Source organism: Mesorhizobium sp. M4B.F.Ca.ET.143.01.1.1 (genome assembly GCF_004792275.1).
GTDB lineage: Bacteria > Pseudomonadota > Alphaproteobacteria > Rhizobiales > Rhizobiaceae > Mesorhizobium > Mesorhizobium abyssinicae.
Map to the genome: position 1 here is coordinate 364,099 of NZ_SRSR01000001.1, position 20,783 is coordinate 384,881.

Annotated in this window: 14 protein-coding genes and 1 tRNA gene; 8 read left to right on the forward strand and 7 right to left on the reverse strand. The window is 63.1% G+C overall.

Translation table 11 applies throughout. The features are described 5' to 3' along the window. Positions 1-44: 44 nt before the first annotated feature. Entirely contained in the window at positions 45-449 is a 405-nt protein-coding gene (locus tag EN786_RS01775; RefSeq protein ID WP_127310663.1) for a helix-turn-helix domain-containing protein, read from the reverse strand. Between the two features lie 90 nt (positions 450-539). Between EN786_RS01775 and EN786_RS01780 the strand changes: the two genes are divergently transcribed. After that, positions 540-1,466 carry an NADP-dependent oxidoreductase gene (locus tag EN786_RS01780; RefSeq protein WP_127310662.1) on the forward strand — a complete coding sequence of 309 codons (927 nt, stop codon included), beginning with the start codon at positions 540-542 and terminating at the stop codon, positions 1,464-1,466. Between the two features lie 70 nt (positions 1,467-1,536). Here the strand turns inward: EN786_RS01780 and EN786_RS01785 are convergent, their stop codons facing one another. Then, positions 1,537-1,812 (reverse strand): DUF1153 domain-containing protein, encoded by a 276-nt coding sequence (locus tag EN786_RS01785; RefSeq protein WP_006203587.1) that lies wholly within the window; start codon positions 1,810-1,812, stop codon positions 1,537-1,539. A gap of 261 nt (positions 1,813-2,073) precedes the next feature. Between EN786_RS01785 and mnmA the strand changes: the two genes are divergently transcribed. Beyond that, entirely contained in the window at positions 2,074-3,264 is a 1,191-nt protein-coding gene (gene mnmA / locus EN786_RS01790; RefSeq protein WP_127310661.1) for a tRNA 2-thiouridine(34) synthase MnmA, read from the forward strand. Positions 3,265-3,317: 53 nt separating this feature from the next. Here mnmA and EN786_RS01795 read toward each other — a convergent pair whose 3' ends face one another. Continuing rightward, complete coding sequence (locus EN786_RS01795; protein ID WP_127310660.1) at positions 3,318-4,283, reverse strand: Gfo/Idh/MocA family oxidoreductase; 966 nt, start codon at positions 4,281-4,283, stop codon at positions 3,318-3,320. A 238-nt stretch (positions 4,284-4,521) separates the two neighbouring features. Between EN786_RS01795 and EN786_RS01800 the strand changes: the two genes are divergently transcribed. Next, positions 4,522-4,598: transfer RNA gene (locus EN786_RS01800), tRNA-Met, on the forward strand. A 138-nt stretch (positions 4,599-4,736) separates the two neighbouring features. Here EN786_RS01800 and EN786_RS01805 read toward each other — a convergent pair. The 3 genes from EN786_RS01805 to EN786_RS01815 form a co-directional block, all read right to left on the reverse strand. Then, positions 4,737-5,351 (reverse strand): TetR family transcriptional regulator, encoded by a 615-nt coding sequence (locus EN786_RS01805; protein WP_127282277.1) that lies wholly within the window; start codon positions 5,349-5,351, stop codon positions 4,737-4,739. 131 nt (positions 5,352-5,482) lie between these two features. Further along, positions 5,483-8,602 (reverse strand): efflux RND transporter permease subunit, encoded by a 3,120-nt coding sequence (locus EN786_RS01810; RefSeq protein ID WP_127308875.1) that lies wholly within the window; start codon positions 8,600-8,602, stop codon positions 5,483-5,485. Positions 8,603-8,604: 2 nt separating this feature from the next. Further along, positions 8,605-9,717 carry an efflux RND transporter periplasmic adaptor subunit gene (locus EN786_RS01815; RefSeq protein WP_127308874.1) on the reverse strand — a complete coding sequence of 371 codons (1,113 nt, stop codon included), beginning with the start codon at positions 9,715-9,717 and terminating at the stop codon, positions 8,605-8,607. A gap of 86 nt (positions 9,718-9,803) precedes the next feature. On the opposite strand from EN786_RS01815, the gene EN786_RS01820 reads away from it, so the two are divergent. From EN786_RS01820 to EN786_RS01835, 4 genes are all read left to right on the forward strand, one after another. Beyond that, entirely contained in the window at positions 9,804-10,409 is a 606-nt protein-coding gene (locus tag EN786_RS01820; protein ID WP_127282280.1) for a TetR/AcrR family transcriptional regulator, read from the forward strand. A 136-nt stretch (positions 10,410-10,545) separates the two neighbouring features. Continuing rightward, positions 10,546-11,847 (forward strand): beta-ketoacyl-ACP synthase II, encoded by a 1,302-nt coding sequence (gene fabF, locus EN786_RS01825; RefSeq protein ID WP_127282281.1) that lies wholly within the window; start codon positions 10,546-10,548, stop codon positions 11,845-11,847. 65 nt (positions 11,848-11,912) lie between these two features. Beyond that, a complete protein-coding gene (locus tag EN786_RS01830; protein ID WP_127282285.1) occupies positions 11,913-12,728 on the forward strand; it encodes an oxidoreductase in 816 nt (271 codons plus the stop codon). Positions 12,729-13,024: 296 nt separating this feature from the next. Next, positions 13,025-14,851, forward strand: coding sequence for a patatin-like phospholipase family protein (locus EN786_RS01835; RefSeq protein WP_189340215.1), 1,827 nt, complete (start codon positions 13,025-13,027; stop codon positions 14,849-14,851). 63 nt (positions 14,852-14,914) lie between these two features. Here EN786_RS01835 and EN786_RS01840 read toward each other — a convergent pair whose 3' ends face one another. Continuing rightward, the gene (locus EN786_RS01840; RefSeq protein WP_127308872.1) at positions 14,915-15,769 is read right to left on the reverse strand and encodes a DUF1194 domain-containing protein; all 855 of its coding nucleotides are present in this window, start codon (positions 15,767-15,769) and stop codon (positions 14,915-14,917) included. 173 nt (positions 15,770-15,942) lie between these two features. On the opposite strand from EN786_RS01840, the gene EN786_RS01845 reads away from it, so the two are divergent. Then, complete coding sequence (locus EN786_RS01845) at positions 15,943-20,748, forward strand: winged helix-turn-helix domain-containing protein (RefSeq protein ID WP_127308871.1); 4,806 nt, start codon at positions 15,943-15,945, stop codon at positions 20,746-20,748. Positions 20,749-20,783: the final 35 nt, after the last annotated feature.

Genomic DNA, 20,783 nt, shown 5'->3' on the forward strand with positions numbered 1-20,783 from the left:
CTCCGCGACGCGAGCCGGCGAACCGCCAGGAGCCTGGCGGCCGCTCAGCCCAGCGTCGCATGATCCTCTTGAGGATCCATCGATGCCCGGATGCGGGCCGCCTTGATGTCGGGCGCGTGCTCTTCCGACCAGGACCGTATCTGATTGAGCAGTCCCGCCAGGTTCCGGCCGAGATCGGTCAGCTCATATTCGACCCTTGGCGGAATCACCGGAAAGATCTCCCGCCGCACCAGCCCGTCGCGCTCGAGCACACGCAGCGTCTGCGTCAGCATTTTGGGCGTGATGCCTTCGAGCTTGCGGGCCAGCTCGCCATTGCGCATCCGCCCGCGGCGCAGCGCGCAGACGGTCAGGTAGACCCATTTGCTGGCCAGCATTTCGAGCACGGTGTGCGAAGGGCACGTCCGCCGGTACGCGTCATAGCCGAAGGGGGAGTCGTTATCGCTATCCATGAGGTGCCTATATATAGAAAAGCTACATACTGGACAAGGGAATATTACTATCCAAATGATAGCGGCACACCAACTTACGAGGAGCCTCTCATGCGTGCCGTTACCCAGAATACCGTCGGCGGTCCCGACGTCCTTGTCATCGCCGACCGGCCGGACCCGGCGCCGAAAGCCGGCGAAGTGCTGGTCCGCGTCAGCGCGGCCGGCATCAACCCTGTCGACGGCGCGGTGCGCGGCGGCCACTATCCGCTGCTCGGCGAGCCGCCCTTCATCCTCGGCTGGGACATTTCCGGAACCATCGAGGCGCTTGGCCCCGATGTGAGCGGCCTCAAGGTTGGCGATCAGGTGTTCGGCATGCCGCACTTTCCGAAGCAGGCGGCGGCCTACGCCGAACTCGCCGTGGCCCCCGCCGACGAGATTGCGCCAAAGCCCGACAGCATCGATCATATCCACGCCGCGGCGCTGCCCCTGGCCGGCCTGACAGCCTGGCAAGGCCTCGTCCGCCATGGCGGCCTGAGAAAGGGTCAGCGCGTGCTGGTGCACGCGGCGGCCGGCGGGGTCGGCCATCTGGCGGTGCAGATCGCCAAGGCGCTCGGCGCCCATGTCATCGCCACCGCCAGTCCCGACAAGCTCGACTTCGTGCGATCGATCGGCGCCGACGAGGTCGTCGACTACACCGCAGGTGATTTCACCGAAAAGGTCGGCGATGTCGATCTGGTGCTGGACGCAATCGGTGCCGATCATGCCGATCAGTCGCTGAAAGTCGTGCGTGACGGCGGCGTGCTGGTTTCGCTGCTCAACGTTCACGACGCCACCAGGGCAACGGCCGGCGCCCGCGGCATCCGCGTCGAGCGCATGTCGGTGGTGCCGGATCGCGACGGTCTCATTGAACTCGGCAAACTGATCGACGCGAAGAAGCTTGCCGTGCATGTGGCCGAAAGCTTTCCGCTGGCGCAAGCCGGCGACGCCCATGCCTTCCTCGCCGCCAGGCCGATCGGCAAGGTGGTGCTGGCGGTCTGAGCGCGGCACGATCCGACAGAAAACGCGAAGGGCGCGGTTTACCGCGCCCTTCGTTTAGCCTGGAGAGGCATCAATGCCGGTATTGCTGGATGCGCGTCGTGCGCAGCCCGGCAAGGCCGTATTCGTCGATCGACGCTTGCCAGGAGAGGAATTCCTCGGTGGTGAGCTTGTAGCGCTGGCAAGCCTCTTCGAGGCTGAGCAGTCCGCCGCGCACCGCGGCCACAACTTCCGCCTTGCGCCGGATAACCCAGCGCCTCGTATTGGTCGGCGGCAGATCGGCAATCGTAAGAGGGCTGCCGTCAGGCCCGATAACATACTTGACTCGCGGTCTAACCAGATCGGTCATCGTACTCTCTACAAAAAACTCAAAGACCCAATCCCCGCCACAGTACCGCCACAGCTTTAAAAATTGCCTAAGCGAACCCTAATGACTAGGTAAGGATCGTGAACGTCGCGTTAGCGTTTTCCTCGGCATTTGAGAGATGCGCCGCCGGGCATTGATTTTGCAGGCAAAAAATCGACCCGTCCGGGAGACGCTGGCGCCACGCGGGTGCTTGACCTATATTCCGGCCATTGGCATTCAGACGCCACGCAGAACGAAAGAACCATGAACAGCCTCGACCTTCCCGGACGCCCCGAAAACACCCGCGTCGTCGTCGCCATGTCGGGCGGCGTCGATTCCTCCGTCGTCGCCGGCATCCTGAAGCACGAAGGCTATGACGTCGTCGGCGTCACGCTGCAGCTCTATGACCATGGCGCGGCGACGCATCGCGCCGGCTCGTGCTGCGCCGGCCAGGACATCGACGACGCCCGTCGTGTCTCCGAGACGCTCGGCATCCCGCATTATGTGCTCGACTACGAGGAGCGCTTCCGCAAGGCGGTCATCGATCCCTTCGCCGATTCCTATGTCGCCGGCGAGACGCCGATCCCCTGCGTCTCGTGCAACCAGACGGTGAAGTTCGCCGACCTTCTCGCGACCGCGCAGGACCTTGGCGCCGATGCTCTGGCCACCGGCCACTACATCCGCTCCGGCGCCAATGGCGCCCATCGCGCGCTCTACCGCCCGGTCGATGCCGACCGCGACCAGAGCTATTTCCTGTTCGCCACCACGCAGGCGCAGATCGACTATCTGCGCTTTCCGCTGGGTGCCCTGTCGAAGCCGCAGGTTCGCGCCATCGCCGGGGAGATGGGGCTGACGGTCGCCGCCAAGCAGGACAGCCAGGACATCTGCTTCGTGCCGCAGGGCAAATATTCAGACATCATCGCCAAGCTGAAGCCGGCCGCCGCCAATCCGGGCGACATCGTCCACATCGACGGCCGCGTGCTCGGGCGTCATGAAGGCATCCTGCGCTACACGATCGGCCAGCGCCGCGGCATCGGCATCGCCTCCGGCGAGCCGCTTTATGTCGTCCATCTCGACGCCGACCGTGCCCGCGTCATCGTCGGCCCGCGCGAGGCGCTGGAGACGCACAAGATCTATCTGCGCAATATGAACTGGCTGGGCGACGGGCCGCTCGCCGACGTGCCGGCCGGCGGGCTGGAACTGTTCGCCAAGGTCCGCTCGACGCGCCCGCCGCGTCCGGCGGTGCTGCATCACCGCGACGGCATCACCTCGGTGGAGCTGGTCGACGGCGAGTCGGGCATCGCGCCCGGCCAGGCCTGCGTGCTCTATTCCGACGACGGCAACGTGGCGCGCGTGTTCGGCGGCGGCTTCATCGAACGCTCGGAGCGCGGCGCCGAGGCCGAGGCCATGCTGACGCGGCTTGCCGCCCGTCCGGCGCAGATCCCCGCCGAATAGCGCGACGCGCTTCGCCGCGATTTCCGGACGTCAAGGGCGTCTTTGGCCCAGGCTCAGGATGAAGGGCCGGAGTGGGTGACGGTGCCCGCCGTCAGGATGCGCAGCACCCTGATCGCTTCCTCGCCGCTGGTGCGCGGTTCGGCCCGCGTTTCGATGCATTGCATGAAATGCGCCAGCTCGCGCGTCAGCGGCATGCCTTCGCCGACCGCCACATAGGACGGCTCGTTGGCGGTGAAGGCCCACTGGCCGCTGTCCTGCCACACCGCATGGCGGTAGACGGCGAGCTTGCGCTCCCACGGCTCGACATCGTCGAATACCGCCATAGCTTTGGTGCCGACCACCGTCAGCCGCCGCTCGCGGTAGGGATTGAGCCGCGAGGCGAAGAGATGGCCGCGCAGCCCATTGGGAAAGCGCATGTGCAGATGCGCGAAGTCGCTGAGATTGTCGAGCAGCGCGGCGCCCTCGCCTCTCACTTCGATCGGCTCCGTGCCGGTGATCGCCAGGATCATCGACAGGTCGTGCGGCGCAAGGTCCCACAGCGCGTCGTTCTCGGTGTGGAACTTGCCAAGGCCGAGGCGATGCGAATGGATGTAGCGCACCTCGCCGAGCTCGCCATTGTCGATCAGGCCCTTGAGCGTCTCGAAAGCGGGGTGGAAGCGCAGCACATGGCCGACCATGAAGACGCGGCCATGGTCCCTTGCCGCCTGCACCGAGCGCTCGGCGTCGGCGACCGTCAGCGCGATCGGCTTTTCCACCAGCACGTCCTTGCCGCCCTCGATGGCGCGCACCGCCATGTCGGCGTGGAACTGCGGCGGCAGCGCCATGACGATGCCGTCGACGTCGTCGCGCTTGAACAAAAGCTCAGGTTCGATCGCCAGGCAGTCCTGCTCGCTGGCAAAGCCTTCCGCGCGCGCGCGATTGAGGTCCGAAACCGCGTGCAAGGCGCCGAGCGCCTTGAGAGTGCGGATATGGTTGCTGCCCCAGTATCCGCAACCGAGGACTGCAATGCGCGGCTTCATTCGCTCAAACTCTAGAATTTCGTGGCCGAGACATAGCGACGTGCCCCGTCGAACTCAACCCCGCGCCCCAGATCAAATGCCTGTCCGGCAAAGCTTTTGCTGCAGCGCAAATAAGCAGGGCGGGCGGCCGCATCGAAGCTTGACAGGCTTGCCCTCGCAACCTTATATCCGCGCCGACCTTGGTGAACGCTCCGACATGCCTTTAGATTTAGGTGGATTTCGGGCTTTTCGCCGCCCTGGCGGGGTAGCTCAGTTGGTTAGAGCACGGGAATCATAATCCTGGGGTCGGGGGTTCAAGTCCCTCTCCCGCTACCAAATCATCATAAGCCATTGAAATCATAGCGAAAACGGGTAGTTGTGGTGGCGCCCCGTCCAAGAATCTTGAATGATTTCAAGGGTTGAGGCGTCCGCCTGGGTGCCGCACATTGCCTAACGTTTGTTTCTGCATGCCGCTTAGTCCGACTTGGCAAGTGCTTTCAGGATAAAGCCAATCTGCTCTCGCAAGCTCGCCTCGGTGTCTTCGCCGTGTTGGACGCAGTGCTCGATCAGAACCGGATGGAAGAACGACATGAACGCGGTCTTGACCGCGCGCGCCGCCTCTGCCGGGTCGCTGACCTTGAATTCGCCCGCTCCAATGCCCTCGCGGATGATCGCCTCGAAGATCGTGACCATCCACTCAATATGAGCTTTGACGATCTCCCGGTCCTCCCGCATGACCGCGACAATCATGTCGTGCATGTGCTTCTGCTCGATCAGTGTCGCCTTGCCATGATTGTGAATTGCGATCAAAAGCCGACTGATTTTTTCCGACGCCGTGGCGTTCGTACGTGCGATCGCAAAGGCGATATCGGCAGCCTCGTCCAGGATCCGCTTGCAGATGAACCCGTTGATCGCATCCCTAGAGGGAAAGAAACGGTAGACATTTGCCCGGCTCATGCCGAGGTCTGAGGCGATGTCGTACATCGACGTCTTATGGGAGCCGATGCGGCGAAAGTGCTTCTCCGCTACCTCAAGAATGCGCGCGCGCACCGAGTCGAGATCAGTTCGCACTCGGATCGGGTGATTCATTGATCTCTCCGGGACTGATCAATCGGATCTGCAAGACTTGCCCGTCGAGCATCTGGAAGCGGGCACGATCGTCCCGCCCGCAAGGCAAGTCCTTTGGGCCGGCCTCGACCCCATTTCATCCGGCACGAGTCCTATTCCGCGGCCATTGCCAGCCGCAGTTGCGGTTCTGGCTCTTGCGTTGGGGCGGCCTCATGGTTCTCGTCCGCGGTCGGTTTGATCCGGAACCACGCGGTATAGAGCGCGGGAAGGAAGAGTAGGATCAATACCGTGCCAACCGCCGTGCCCCCGATCAGCGTATAGGCCATCGATCCCCAGAAGACGGAGTGCGTGAGGGGTATGAAGGCCAGCACTGCGGCAAGCGCGGTTAGGATCACGGGCCGCGCGCGCTGCACTGTGGCCTCGATGACGGCGTGATAGGCGTCGAGGCCTGCGGCGCGGTTTTCCTTGATCTGTTCGGTCAGGATCAGCGTGTTGCGCATCAGGATGCCGGCCAATCCTATCAGGCCCAGAATGGCGTTGAAGCCAAAGGGCTGGTGGAAGACGAGCAACATCGGCACGACGCCGACGAGGCCAAGCGGCCCCGTTAGCACGACCATGAACATCGTCGAGAAGGATCGCACTTGGAGCATGATGACGATCAGCATGGCGGCGATCATGGCCGGGAAGATCTTGCCCAACGCGGTGTTGGCTTTTTCAGCCTCCTCGATCGATCCGCCCATTTCGATGCTATAGCCAGCCGGAAGGGATGCGATCAGCGGCTGAAGGGCTTTCACGACCTGTTTTGAGACCTCCGGAGGCTGGGTCGCTTCGTTGATGTCGGAGCGGATTGTGATAACGGGCGTGCGGTCGCGGCGCTTCAGGATCGGCTCTTCAAGACGGATTTCGGAATGGCCGATCTGGTCGAGCGGAATCTGCCGGCCGTCGCGGCTCATCAATGAGAAATCCGCCAGGCGCGCCGGATCCAGCCGCTCGCCGCCGGCGCTGCGCGCCACGATAGGGACATTGCGGATGTCCTCGCGGACCTGCGTGACCGGGATGCCGGTAAGGAGGAATTGCAGCTGCTGAGCCACCTCGGTCGGCGACAGGCCGATGAGGCTCAATCTATCCTGGTCCGGGACGAAGCGAAGCACGGGCGTGCGATTGCCCCAGTCGCGGTTGGCCTGCCGCACGTCCGGGACGCCCCGCATGATGCCGAGGGCCTTCTCGGAGATACTGTAGAGTTGCGCAGGATCAGGTCCCATGACCCGGAACTCGACCGGGAACGGCGTGTAGGGGCCGAACACGAGCTGCGTGACGCGCACATTGGCTTCCGGCGCGAGGCCCTGTGCCACCGCCTCTCGAAGCCGGTGCTTCAATTCCTCGCGCGCCTCGGCATTCGGGGTCAGAACGACGATCTTGGCAAAGGCGGGATCGGGCAGCTCAGGCGCCATCGCGAAGAAGAAGCGCGGGGCGCCCTGACCGACATAGCTCGTGACGATCTTGGCTTCGGGCTGTCCGTCCAGCCAGTGCTCGAGCTTCTCGACCGTGGCGGTCGTCGTCTCGATGCTGGTGCCTTCCGGCAGGCGAACCTCCACCAGCACTTCCGGGCGGTCGGATGTGGGGAAGAACTGCTGCTTGATGGCACCCATGCCGACAACGGAGAGCGTGAAAGCGATGCCGACAATACCGGAGGTCACGAACTTGTGGCGCACGGCAAAAGTGATGAGCCGCCTCAGGCGCCGATAGTTAGGCGTGTCGTAGATCGCGTGGTGACCGCCTTCGATCGGTTTGATGGCGGGCAGCATCTTGACGCCGAGATAGGGCGTGAAGACCACGGCGACGATCCAGGAGACGATGAGGGCGAAACCCACAACCCAGAAGATGTTGCCAGCGTATTCGCCGGCCGTCGAGCGAGCGAAGCCCACCGGCAGGAAGCCGGCTATCGTGACCAGCGTTCCCGACAGCATCGGTGCCGCCGTGTGGCTCCAGGCATAGGCCGCCGCCTTGATACGGTCCATGCCCTCTTCCATCTTGACCACCATCACCTCGATCGCGATGATGGCGTCGTCGACGAGAAGACCGAGCGCCAGGATGAGCGCGCCGAGCGTGATGCGATCGAAGAACCGTCCCGTCTCCAGCATAATGAGGAACACGGCGGCAAGCGTCAGGGGGACGGCGGCCGCCACGACGATGCCGACCCGCCAGCCCATGCTCAGCAGGCTGATCAGCAGCACGACGCCCAGCGCCATCGCGAACTTCATCATGAACTCGTCGACCGCCGAGGTAATGTTGACCGCTTGGTCTGACACCTTGTCGAGCGTCATCCCGAGCGGCAATGTCCGTACGATGGCCGCCGTCCTGTCCTCCAGCGCCTTGCCGAGTGCGCGACCATCCCAGCCCTCCTGCATAACGGCCGCGAGCATGATCGTGGGCTCACCCTGGCGCCGGATGAGATACGTGGGAGGATCTTCATAGCCGCGGCGGACCTCGGCGATGTCGGAAAGTTTGAGCGTCCGCCCGGAGGCAACGATCGGCGTGTCGGCGATCGTCTGGACACTGTCATAGGCGCCATTGACCCTGATGAAGACCTGCGGCCCGTCAGTGTCGATCGAGCCCGCCGGGGTGACAGTGTTCTGCCGCTGCAAGGCGGCAATGATATCCTGGGCCGACACTCCGAGCGTAGCCAGCCTGGCGTAGGAGAACTCGACGAAAATCTGCTCGGGACGTTCACCGAGGATGTTGATCTTCTTGACGCCGGGCACGTGCAAGAGGTCCTGGCGGATCGCCTCGGCCTGCCTGGCCAGCTCACGCATCGGCATGCCTTTGGCCTTGAGCGCATAAAGAGCGAAGCTGACATCCGAGTACTCATCGTTGATGAAGGGCCCGTAGACGCCGGGCGGCAGGTTGCGGGCTTCATCCCCGAGCTTCTTGCGGGCCTGGTAGAACTCTTCCTGCACGGCGGATGGCGGCGTGCTGTCCTTCAGCGTGACCGTCATATACGCATAGCCCGGCCGCGTAGTCGTCTCCACCCGGTCGTACCAGGTCAGCTCCTGAAGCCGCTTCTCCAAGGGTTCGGCGACGAGGTCCTGCATCTCGCGCGCTGTCGCGCCTGGCCATGTCGTCGTGACGGTCAGGGTCTTGATGGTAAAGTTGGGGTCCTCCGCTCGGCCGAGCATAAGGAAGGCGTAGGCGCCGGCAGCCACCAGCAGGAGGATGAAGAACAGAGTGACGGCCCGTTCGCGAACGGCGAGCGCTGAAAGATTGAGGGTCATCCTCAGTTGCTCCCGATTTCAGAGGCAGTCCTCACGCGAGCACCCTCTTGCAGGAGATGAGCGCCGAGCGACACGATGGGAACACTGGAGCTTAGTCCGGAGATCACAGCGGTTTCGCTGGCTACACGAACAAGCTGGACGGGTTGAAAGTGCACGGTCGACGTGCCCTTGTCCAAGACCCAAACGCCAGTCTTCCGGCCGTCGTCGAGCACGGCTCCCAACGGCACCTGGACCTCAGGCTGACTCGCCTGGGTTGCAACCCGAATGGTCACCGTCGCGCCAAGCGGTGCCGCCGCAGCCTCACCGTCAAGCACGTAGCGGGCCTCATAGGTGCGGGTCTGGGTATCGGCGGAGTTGGATAATTGTCGCAGATGTGCCGCATGGCGGTGCTCATCGCCACCATACACGCTGGCCTCGGCCGCCGAGCCGATCGCCGGCCTGATCGTTTCGGGAAGTGATACCACCGCTTCGCGGGGGCCGGCCTGGGCGATCCGGACCACTGTCTGGCCGGCGGAGACGACCTGACCCGGCTCACCGAGCGTATCGACCACCGTTCCATCGGCGTCCGCCACCAGGACTGCGTATGTCGCTTCGTTCTCCGCGACCTTCGCTTCCGCTTCGGCGGCGGCGAGCTGGGCCGTAGCGGTATCCAGCGCGGTCTTGGCCTGTTCGTATCGCTGCGGAGTTGCAGCCAATCCGTCTTTCACCAAAGCCGCATAGCGTTTCTCGTCTGCTGCCGCCTGGATTAGGACAGCGTGTGCCGCGGCGACTGCGTTGCGCTTTGCCGTGAGCGCAAGTTGTAGATCGGTCTCGTCGATCCGCATGAGCGGCTGTCCAGCCTTGACCTGATCGCCAGCATCCACGAGGCGCTGGACAATCTTGCCGGGCACGCGAAAACCAAGGTTGCTCTGCACTCGCGCCGCGACAATGCCGGTAAAACTGCGCGCAGACCCGGTGACTTGCTCTCCCGTCACCAGTCTGACGATCGGAGGTTCCTGCCTCGGGTCGGCAGCGACGGCGGCTGCCTGCGTGCGGTCAGAAAGTGTCACGAATGCCAGTGCCGCTGATCCTGCGATCAGGATACTGCCCAGCACAATTAGGGGTCTCTTTTTCATGCCCATCGCCTCACGTCAAAATAGATTGCATTCACACTCTATAACTGGCATAGATTACGAACGCAATCTAAAAAAGGAGATCGATGATGCGCGTGAGTCGCACTCAGGCTGCGGAAAACCGCGAGACGGTGATCGATGTGGCAAGCCGCCTTTTCCGGAAGCATGGCTTTGACGGCATCGGCCTTAAGGATCTGATGAAGGGCGCCGGGCTGACCCAAGGCGCTTTTTACAAGCAATTCGCATCAAAGGAGGACTTGGAGGCGCTGGCCTCCAGGCGGGCACTGGAGCACGCATCGCGTCGATGGTGGGACGCGGCCGCGAAAAATCCCAAGGACCCGCTTGGTGCAGTGATCGAGTTCTACCTCAGCGCCGGACATCGCGAAGAAAGGATGGACGGCTGCCCGGTCGTGGCGCTGGGCTCGGATGCTGCCAGGCAGGGCAGCGACGTAAAAGCATCCTTCGAAGCCGGGATCAGGGAATATCTCGGGCTGCTCGACGGATGGGTTGGCGATGCCCACGGCGAGGATCCCGATGGAAAGGCCATGGCCGTCCTATCGACGATGGTCGGTGCGGTCGTCCTTTCACGGGCCGTCAACGACAAGCAACTGTCGAACCAGTTTCTGCAAGCCGCAGCCGAGAGCGTGCTGCAGCGATCATCGTCCAGCAATGCTCAGGAAGAGCCGCCCCTATGACGGTGGTTTCTCCAAGCGGGATGCACTTCTATCCACCTCTTTAGGCTGATGGGTAAGCGGCAATCCAACGTCCGTCAGGATTGTGCCAGCGCGTGGGGCAGAGCCTCGCGGCGCAAGCGATTTGATAGGTGAGTATATGCGACGCATAGTCGTTACAGGCATGGGAGCGGTCACGCCGCTTGCTGCAAACGTCGAGGCAACCTGGACGCGGCTCCTGAGCGGTCGCTCGGGCATCACGAGGCTTGCGGACGAGGTCGTGGGAGAGTTGCCCGCAAAGGTCGGCGGCGTGGTTCCCTCCCTGGAAGACGATCCCGAGGCCGGCCTCGATGCCAATGCCTTCGTGGCTCCGAAGGACCAGCGCAGAATCGACCGATTCATTCTTTTCGCGTTGGCCGCGGCGGAAGAGGCGCTTGCCCAGGCGAGATGGGAGCCGAGTTCGGAGAGCGATCGGGTTCGCACCGCAACGATCATCGCTTCAGGTGTCGGAGGTTTTCCGGCCATCACGGAGGCGGTGCGGACAGTCGACCAGCGCGGAGTACGGCGTCTTTCACCATTCACGGTCCCATCCTTTCTGGTCAACATGGCGGCCGGCCACATCTCGATTCGCTACGGATTCAAGGGGGCGCTCGGCGCGCCTGTGACGGCCTGTGCGGCAGGTATCCAAGCAATCGGCGATGCCGCCCGCCTCATCCGGGCCGATGACGCGGATGTCGCCGTGTGCGGTGGCACCGAAGCTTGCATGAACGTGGTCAGTCTGGGCGGCTTTGCGGCGGCACGCTCGCTTTCGACCTCCTACAATCATCGCCCCGACCAGGCCTCTCGTCCATTCGACATGTCACGGGACGGCTTCGTCATGGGCGAAGGCGCTGGCATCCTGGTCATCGAGGAGTTGAGCCATGCACTGGCGCGCGGCGCGGAACCGCTCGCCGAGGTCGTCGGCTACGGCACGACGGCGGATGCGTATCACGTCACTTCAGGTCCCGAGGACGGCGATGGCGCGCGCCGAGCTATGGAGATTGCAATCGCTCAGGCAGGGATTTCGGCGCGCGAGGTCCGTCATCTCAATGCCCATGCAACCTCCACGCCGGTGGGCGACCTTGGTGAGATCGAAGCGATCAAGAGCGTGTTCGGGCACGATTTCGGGATAGCCGTCAGCGGAACGAAGTCGGCGACAGGCCACCTGCTCGGCGCCGCCGGCGGGCTTGGCGCGATCTTCACGATCCTTGCGCTCAGGGATCAGGTGGCACCGCCTACTCTCAATTTGAATACCCCGGATCCAGCGGGTGAAGGGATCGACTTCGTCGCAAACCGGGCTCGGCGAATGGAGATGGAGTACGCGATCTCCAACGGTTTTGGCTTCGGAGGGGTCAACGCCAGCGCCCTATTCCGGCGCTGGGACGGAGAAGGTGCCAGGCGTGAACGCTGGAGCCCTTCATGATTGACGCTTTTGCTCCGGTCTTTCTGCCTTTCTCCACTCTACTCCAACCCAAGAAAGTGATTTCCATGAACAAGATCAATCCTGGCGTTGCCATCGTCACAGGGGCATCCTCGGGCATCGGACATGCAACGGCCAACGCCCTACAGGGCGCGGGCTTTCGCGTATTCGGCACCAGCCGTCGCGCGGTCTCTGGAAAAAGCGGCGGCGTAACCATGCTGACCTGCGATGTGACCGACGACACGTCCGTATCGCAACTGGTCGACGAGGTGCTGGACGAAACGGGGCGCATCGACCTGCTTGTCAACAATGCCGGCATGGGCCTGTTTGGCGCGGCCGAGGAATCCTCGACTGGTCAAGCCCAGGCGCTGTTCGACGTGAACGTCTTCGGCGTTTTCCGCATGACAAACACGGTCCTGCCGACGATGCGACGCCAGGGCGAGGGCAGAATCGTCAATGTGAGTTCGGTGCAGGGGTTCATCCCCGCTCCCTATTTCGCACTTTACGCCTCGACCAAACACGCGATCGAGGGCTACTCCGAATCGCTGGACCACGAAGTGCGCCCGTTCGGAATTCGCGTGGCATTGGTCGAGCCCGCCTATACCCGCACGTCATTCGAAGAAAGCCTCGCCACCCCGGATCAATTGCTCGATATCTACAACTCGTCGCGGGCCGGCATGAAAGAGGCGGTTCGGAAAGCGATGGAAAAGGGTGATACGCCCGAGGTGGTGGCCAAGACAGTTCTGGCGGCTGCGACCGACCCAGACCCGAAGCGGCGCTACACGGCCGGAAAAACAGCTCGCCAGGTCAGTTTCCTGCGCCGTTTCGTTCCCGCGTCCGCATTTGACAAGAGCCTTCGAAAGCAACTCGGCCTTCCGGTCTGATTCGACGGAGCAGGAACCGTCGATCTGGTAGGTGGGGGGGGGAAAGGCGGTAGCGCTCTCCCGCTACCAGTCCACCGACAGATGGGCCGGTGCCGAATGTTGAAGCGGAGAGAACGGTCCTCCGCCACCACCGCTAACAACACCTAGGCTTCCGAAGCCTCTCGCTGCTACCCACCAGTTGCCGCGGATCGAGCGCCTCACAGACGCCACCGGAAACCAATGCGCCTTGCGACGCTGTAAAAACGAGCGGCACGGGATACAATTGCCGGAGCGAATGCGTCCTCGGGATGGCTCAAATGTCCTCCGTCGATTCTCTCGCCGCGAGACTATTGTCGGCGACATTGATGTTCGATCGTGCGTCGTTGCTGGCGCTCGAGGCTTTGGCCGCCGAATCCGACCGTCTAGTCCTAAGGCGCGGTGAGGTCCTGGTTCGCGAAGGCGATCCATCGGACAGGTTCTTCGTCGTGCTGTCCGGTCGCTTTACGGTACACAAAGGAGATCGGATTGGCTCGGTCGCCGAGATCGCACAGGGCGAACTGGTCGGCGAAATTGGTTTCTTTGCAGGGCTGCCCCGTACGGCCACTGTCCTTGCAGCGCGCGATTCGATCGTCCTTGAAATCAGTCGCAATCATTTCGAGAAGGCGGCCGAGGCTCTGCCGAACCTGAGAGAGGCGGTCACAACATCTCTGGCGCGCCGGTTCGCCACGCAATCTCCGATTTTGTCACGTCAGAAACCTGCCAAGATCCGAACGCTTGCCATCATCGCAGCCGGCGGAAGCCGCATCTCACCGGTTTTCATCGGGCACCTACAGCAAGAGTTCGGTGCGCTCACGCACGCTCAGTTCGTTTCCCGGCATGACGTCCACGCGAGGTTCGCGGGTCGTCCGATCGACGACCAGCCGGTCCTTAACTGGTTGAACGAACTCGAGGCGCAAGCTGAATTCGTTGTCTACGTCGCCGATGAAGAACCTAATGAATGGACACGAGTCTGCATTCGCCAGGCCGATACCGTCCTGCTTGTAGCGAACGCATCCTCCTCGCCTCGCTTGAACACGGCCGAGGAATTGGCGCTATCGGTCCATCCACCATCGACCGGTCGGCTTGTCCTAGTTCACGACAATCGCTCGGCTGCGGTCTACGGAACCTCTGCGTGGCTCGATGAGCGTCCCCATGTCGGCCAGCATCATCATGTTGCGCTGGAGGACGCGTCTGATATCCAGCGCCTGGTCCGATTTATTTCCTGCAAGGCCCGTGGCTTCGTGGCGGCGGGGGGTGGGTCCCTGGGCAGCGCCCATCTGGGCGTCTACAAGGCCTTCGTCGAGGCGGGCGCGCGCTTCGACTATCTCGGCGGGACGAGTTCCGGAGCCGCGATGATGGCCGGCTTCGCAAGAGGGTTGGACGCGGAGCAGATCGACCGCGGCACGCACAACGTATTTGTTAAGAGCAGGGCGTTTCGGCGCCCCACCTTGCCGCGTTTCGCGCTTCTAGATCACAAAGCCTTCGATCGAGCCCTTCGGGAAGAATACGGCGACGTCCTGATCGAAGATCTTTGGCTTCCGTTCTTTGCGCTTTCGACCAATCTGAGCAGCCGTCAGCCCCATGTCCACCGTCGTGGGAAACTCTGGCAAGCCGTTCGGGCATCCGGCTCGCTCCCGGGTGTCCTGCCGCCGTTCTTTACGGCTGACGGCGATATGCTGGTGGACGGCGCCATCATGAACAATTTGCCGCTGGAACAGATGAGGGAACTCAAGACCGGCCCCAATGTGATCGTGAGCTTTGGGTCCAATGGACCGCAAAAATACCACGTCGACTATGACCGCATCCCCGGAAGATCGGAACTGGCGGTCGCCCTGCTGAACCCTTTCGGCCGTGCCCGCCTGCCGCAGGTTCCGAGCATGCTTCAGGTTATTGCCGCGAGTATGCTGGCACACGGGCCGCAGGACATTGCCGTCGGCGACGAGGATGTCTTGGTCTGTCCGCAGGTCTCGAGCACCTTCATGGATTGGAGTCGGCATTCCGAGCTGTTTTCGGACGCCCACGGCCGCACGGCGCAATGGATCGAGGAACGTCTCCGCCAGAACGACTCAGGCCTCCGGGCGATGCTAGGTAACGCACATACTTAGCGCATCACCACTAGACTTTGCGCCTTCCGTTGCTGCCCTGCATCGCGGTCCCCATTGCCGAACTTACCGGCCCGGCGACTGAGCGATCATGTTGCAGTCGGCTGTGCGGTCGGAACGCGTCGTGTAGGCGGCGTGGATCACCTGACCCATGTTCATGGAAATTTCACGCACCAGCTTTAGCCGGACCGCGGTAGCGAACATGGCGGCCTCGGTGACGCCGATCGCAAATGCGTCTGGTCCGCCAATGACGCAGCGTTCGAAATAGGATTGCAGATAGGAACGGTCGTAGATCGCAAACCCGCCGGCCCAGCCGATGCGGGGCAGTGCGATCGGCAACCCGTTGATCGTCACGCCTTCCGCCAGAAGGACCTGCCGGATGGGATCAAGCGGCGCTCCGGCATTGTTGGGTCCATCGCCGGATACGTCAACAACCCTGCGCGGGCTTCGCAAGCCACTCTTCGCGAACAGATCATGCGCCGCCCACAATGCGCCGGAGATCGACGTTCCGCGACCTACGGTCAACGGCAGCGCCGCGAGCCTGTCTGCCAAGATCAGGGCGTCCTCGCGGCCTTCAACAATTGTCCACGGCATGATGACTGTTTGCTGGTCTGGCCCTGCCCACTCCAGATAAAGCACTGCAATTCTGCCCCGCTCTCCCGACTTGATGGCGGTCGCGATGTCTGCGTGGCGGAAGGCGCTGACGTAGCCGTCGCGTTGCACTCGTTGCTCAACGTTGCTCATCGAGGGCGAAACGTCCACGGCCAGGATCAATTGCAGATCGACTTCGGCCAGGTGGTCAGCGGGACGGTCGGTCGCGAGAGCCTGCGACGCCATAGCGAAGAGCAGAAAGCAGACGGCCGTGAGCCGCAGCACCGGTCTTGCACCCGCACATCGAGCAATCCGCACAAGGTCGTCCATGGCGAGCCTCTCGCTGACATGCAATTGTCGGTCCGAGGCGTCCTGCGCGTCACGAACAGCTTCCGATCATTCGCCGAAATCTGCGCTCCGCGCCCGTCGGATGGTGATGACGCTTCGCAGTCCGTGCTAATATCGAAGCATTGGACTGCGGCTTCGTGCGTGAGGAAACCGGCTTGGATAGCTCGCCGCCCACGACGTTCGTACTCAACGGCATTACCGCCGACGTGAGCAGCGAGACCTTGCGCGACAAGTCCAACAGGACCATCGCACTTCGCCAGCAGACCTTTGCGGTGCTTCGTCACCTTCTGGCGAACGCGGATCGCGTCGTCACCAAAGACGACCTGATGAGGGCGGTCTGGAACGGGATAGCCGTCACCGACGACAGCCTGGTGCAATGCATTCACGAGATCCGTGCGGCGCTCAACGACAGCCGGCAGACCGTCGTGCAGACAGTGCCGAGGCGCGGCTACAGGCTGGTCCTTCCCGCAAATGCCGGACCGAGGATGGCGACCATCCTGGCAGCCGAATTGGCCTCCGAGAGCCGGCCGACAGTCAAGCGGATTTCCGCCGCATCTCTCCGGGACTACCGGCAGATCATCGATCGGCTGCTGGTCCAACATGCGGGCCGCGCGTTCTGGAACGGCGAAGGGAGCCTGGTCGCCGAGTTTGCCGGCCCTGTCGAGGCGATGCGGTGTGCGAGCGAGATCCAGCATGAGGTCGACAGGCGGGACTGCGAAGTTCCCGAGACAAAGCGCCTGCGCTTCCGCATCGGCGTCCACCTGGGCTATGTCGTCGCCGAGGGCGACCACCTCGCGGGCGAGGCCGTCGAGGTCGCCGCGCATCTGCAAATTCTGTCACGACCGGGTGGGATTTGCGTCACCGAAGCGGTCCACGCCCAGGCGCAAGACCGGCTCTCGCTGGAATTCGTCGATCTCGGCGAGCACAAGCTGAAGAGTGTCGCGCGCGCCTTGCGCATCTACCGCGTACCCCTTGCTTCGGAGGAACCGGTCAAGTCGCCATTTCGCGGCCTCGATGCCTTCGAATTCGAAGATGCCGACCTGTTCTTCGGCCGGGCGCGGGCGATTGCTGCCTGCACCGCAAGATTGGAGCAGCAGGCAGCCAGCGGCACGGCATTCCTGCTCATTTACGGGATGAGCGGTTGCGGCAAGTCTTCCCTGCTGCGCGCCGGCCTGATGCCGTCTTTGACGCGGCCTGGGGCCGTGGCGGGCATATCCCTGTGGCGCCGCTGCCTGATCCGCCTCTCAGAAGGGCCGGATGCGTTCGCTGTGCTGGCTGCGGCACTGCTTGGCGAAGCTGCTGTGCCGGAACTGTCCCGCGAAGTAACAGCCACGGAGCTGGCGCTGCTCTGCAGGAACGCTCCGGATCGGGCGCTGGCGATGATCCGGCAGGCACTTGGCAAGGCTGGCGGATCGGCCCGCTCGCAGATCAGATTGCTGGTTGCCATCGATCAGCTCGAGGAGCTGTTCACCACGCAGAAGCAACCGGCGACGCGCGAGGCCCTTGTGCGGTTCATGGCGGTGCTGGCCGCGAGCGGACTGGTCTGGGTGATCGCGGCGATCCGTTCGGACTTCTTTCACCGCTGCGGCGAGGTGCCGGGCTTCTCGGCGCTCAAGGACGGTCTCGCCAGCTACGAACTCCTGCCGCCGACCGGCCCGGAGATCGCGCAGATCATCCGCGAGCCCGCGGGCGTTGCCGGGCTCCGCTTCGAGCAGAATGCCGAGTTGGGGCGGCTCGATGATGTGCTGCAGGAGGCAGCTGCTGCCGATCCCGGATCATTGCCGCTTCTCGAGTTTGTGCTCGACGCGTTGTACGAGGCCGGTCGCGAGCGCCGGCTCCTCACCTTTGCGCATTATCGCGCGCTCGGCGGGCTCGAAGGCGCAATCGCCCGCCGCGCCGATGAAGTCGTAGACCTGCTGGCGCCCAAGATCCAGGAGGCCTTGCCCGCGGTGCTGGGCGCCCTCACCACGGCAAATCCGGGCGATGAAACGGTGACGGCGCGTCCTGCCCTGCTCACCGAAGTTGCAGGCACTCCCGCGCGATCGGCCCTCGTCAGGGCCCTGATCGACGCCCGGCTCCTCGTCAGCGATGAGGACGCCGCAAGCCATGTCGTCGTCCGCGTAGCACATGAAGCACTGCTGAGCCGTTGGCCGCGCGCCGGTGACATTGTGAACGCAAACCGGAACTTCCTCGAGACACGCGACCGCCTCAGGGCCGACGCTCACCGTTGGCACCTGGAGAACAGGAATAGGGAGCTTCTCCTTCCGTCCGGCAAACGTCTCGCCGAGGGCGAAGAGCTGATGCTGTCACGACGGGAGGAGGTCGACGATGCCGTCCTTGAGTACATCGAAGAGTCCTTGCGTGCCCATCGGCACAAGGAGGAGAAAGACCGGCACGCGGAGCTGGCGCTGATCGAGGCCGCGGAAGAGGCAAAACGCGAGCGCCTGGAGCGCGAAGCCGAGCGCCGGAACCTCGCGGCTGCCGCGGCAAACCGGCTTGCCCGACGTACGCGCAATGCCGCGATCGTGGCGATAATGCTCGCTCTCATGGCGGGCGCAGGCGCGCTGGTCGCCTTCAAAGCGCGCGAGGACGCAAGGGGCCAACGCGACCAGGCGATGCGCAATCAGTTCCTTTCGCTCTCGTTTCTTTCGGAGCAGTCCACAGCGGCAGGCAACACCGAGGCTGCGATCCTGTTGGCGCTTGAAGCACTGCCCTCGAAAGACCAATCCGAGCGGCCATATCTCTTCGAGGCGGAAGCAGCGCTCTACAAGGCTCTGCTGGCGCACCACCAGATCAAGATCTTCCGGCCTGGCGCCGGTGTGGCGGATGCGGCATTCAATCCGACCGGCGATCGCATCGTCACCGCATCCTATGACAAGACTGCAGCCGTCTGGGACATCTCCAGCGGCGCCGAAACCGCAGTTCTGAAAGGTCATGAGGAGGCCTTGGAGAGGGCTGAATTCAGCCCGGACGGGAGCCGTATCCTGACGGCCGCGAGGGACAGCACTGCACGTCTCTGGGACGCCGTCTCGGGAGAACAGCTCTTCATCCTGCGGCCGGTAGGCAACTATCCAACGGCAATCTTCAGCCCGGATGGCACCCGGGTGCTGACCACGGGGGAGGACAGCGATGCAATGCTCTGGGACGCTCGGACCGGAAAGAAACTCCTAAGCGTAGACAGCGACGGATATGGGCGTGCCGCTTTCAGTTCAGACGGCCGCAGCTTCGCGGCGGCGGGCAAACATCTTGTTTCGATCTGGAATACCGCAGATGGCGTGCTGACGGGGACAATCCGAGGGAACTACTGGCCCTACAGCCTGGCGTTCAGCCCGGACGGAAGCCGGATGCTGGCCGGTCCGTGGGGTTGGCATTCGCACCGCGACACTTCCAGCCTTTTCGATGTGTCGAAAGGAACGGAGATCGCAAAGTTGGCCGGCAGCAAGAGCGATACGCAATTGAACGGCGTGATTTTCAGTCACGGGGGTCAGCGGATCGCCACGATATCCCTCGATGGCACTGCCCGGATTTGGGATGGAGCGTCAGGCACGCTGGATGGCGTGCTCGGCCAGGAGGTTTCCGAATTGAAGTATTCAGACATCGGCACCGATGAACGCGATGAGGAGATGAACGGTGCTTTCAGCCCAGACGACCGCTTCCTGGCGACCGCTTCCGTCAATGGGCCGATCCGCATCTGGGACGTTGACCGCGCCTCGTTGGTGGCGACGATCGCCGGACATGAATCCTTGGTCGAACATCTGGAATTCAGCCCGGTCGACAGCAACATTCTTCTCACTGCTTCACACGATGGCACCGCTCGGCTGTGGGATGTCGACGGCGCCGTGACGACCATGCTTTCTCATGAATACCGGCCGACTTTCGCCGTCTTCAGTCCCGACAACGTCCACCTGCTGACCGGTGGCGGCGATAGCGCGGCGCATCTATGGGATGTTACGAGCGGGCGCGAAATAGTCCGGCTCGATACACATGAGATGGTTCAAAGCGCGACGTTCAGTCCGGATGGCAGGCGCGTCGCGACGGCATCTCTTGGGGGGCAGGTCCGTGTTTGGGATGCGGCCAGGGGATACGAGACCGGTCAGTTCCGATCGGATGGCGGCTTGATCCAGATCCAGTTTGGCCGCGATGGCAAATCGCTTCTATCCGCATCGATCCACGGTACCGCGCAACTGTGGGACGCGACGACCGGCACCGAGCTGGCCGTCATCAATACAAGCAGCAATCTGCCGCAGGCCATTCTCAGCCCTGACGGAAATCTGATGCTTGCGGCCCGGGAAGACAATGCGGGCCACATCCTCAAGCCGGACGGAGCTGAGCTCAGGGCACTTGTGGGGCATCAGGATCGCGTCACGGCAGCGGCCTTCAGCCCGGACGGTCAAATGGTCGCCACGGGCTCACGCGACCACACGGCCCGAATTTGGTCAACCACCGACGGAGCGACCGTCGGAACGCTGAAGGGACATACCGGTGCGGTCACGGCGGTCGCCTTCAGCCCCGACGGTCAGTCGCTGCTGACCGCCTCGCGCGATGGAACCGTGCGGATCTGGAGCGTCGCCGGCGGTCTGGAAAGGGCCGTTCTCAGGGGCCACAGCGGCGCGGTGAACAGCGCTGAGTTCAGTCCGAATGGCTTGTACATCGTGACCGCGTCGACCGAAGATCGAACGGTCCGGTTATGGGCGACGCAATCGGGGCGCCAGCTTGCAGTCCTTGGCAGCCAGGACGAAGCAAGCGTTCGACTCGGCCTTACACGCGCAGCTTTCAGCGCCGACGGCACTCATGTCGCAATTGTTTCCGGCAAAGAAAGTATCCGCATCGTTCGCGTCTCCAAGACACCCAGGGACCTCATCGACTTCGCCCGGCGCACCGTGCCCCGCGAGCTCACCGCTTGCGAGCGGCGGAGCTTCTTCCTGCCTGCGGACCCTGCAACCGGCACCTGTCCGGGCTGATGTCGGCAACGGGCCAGATGTTGCCGCTTGAGTCG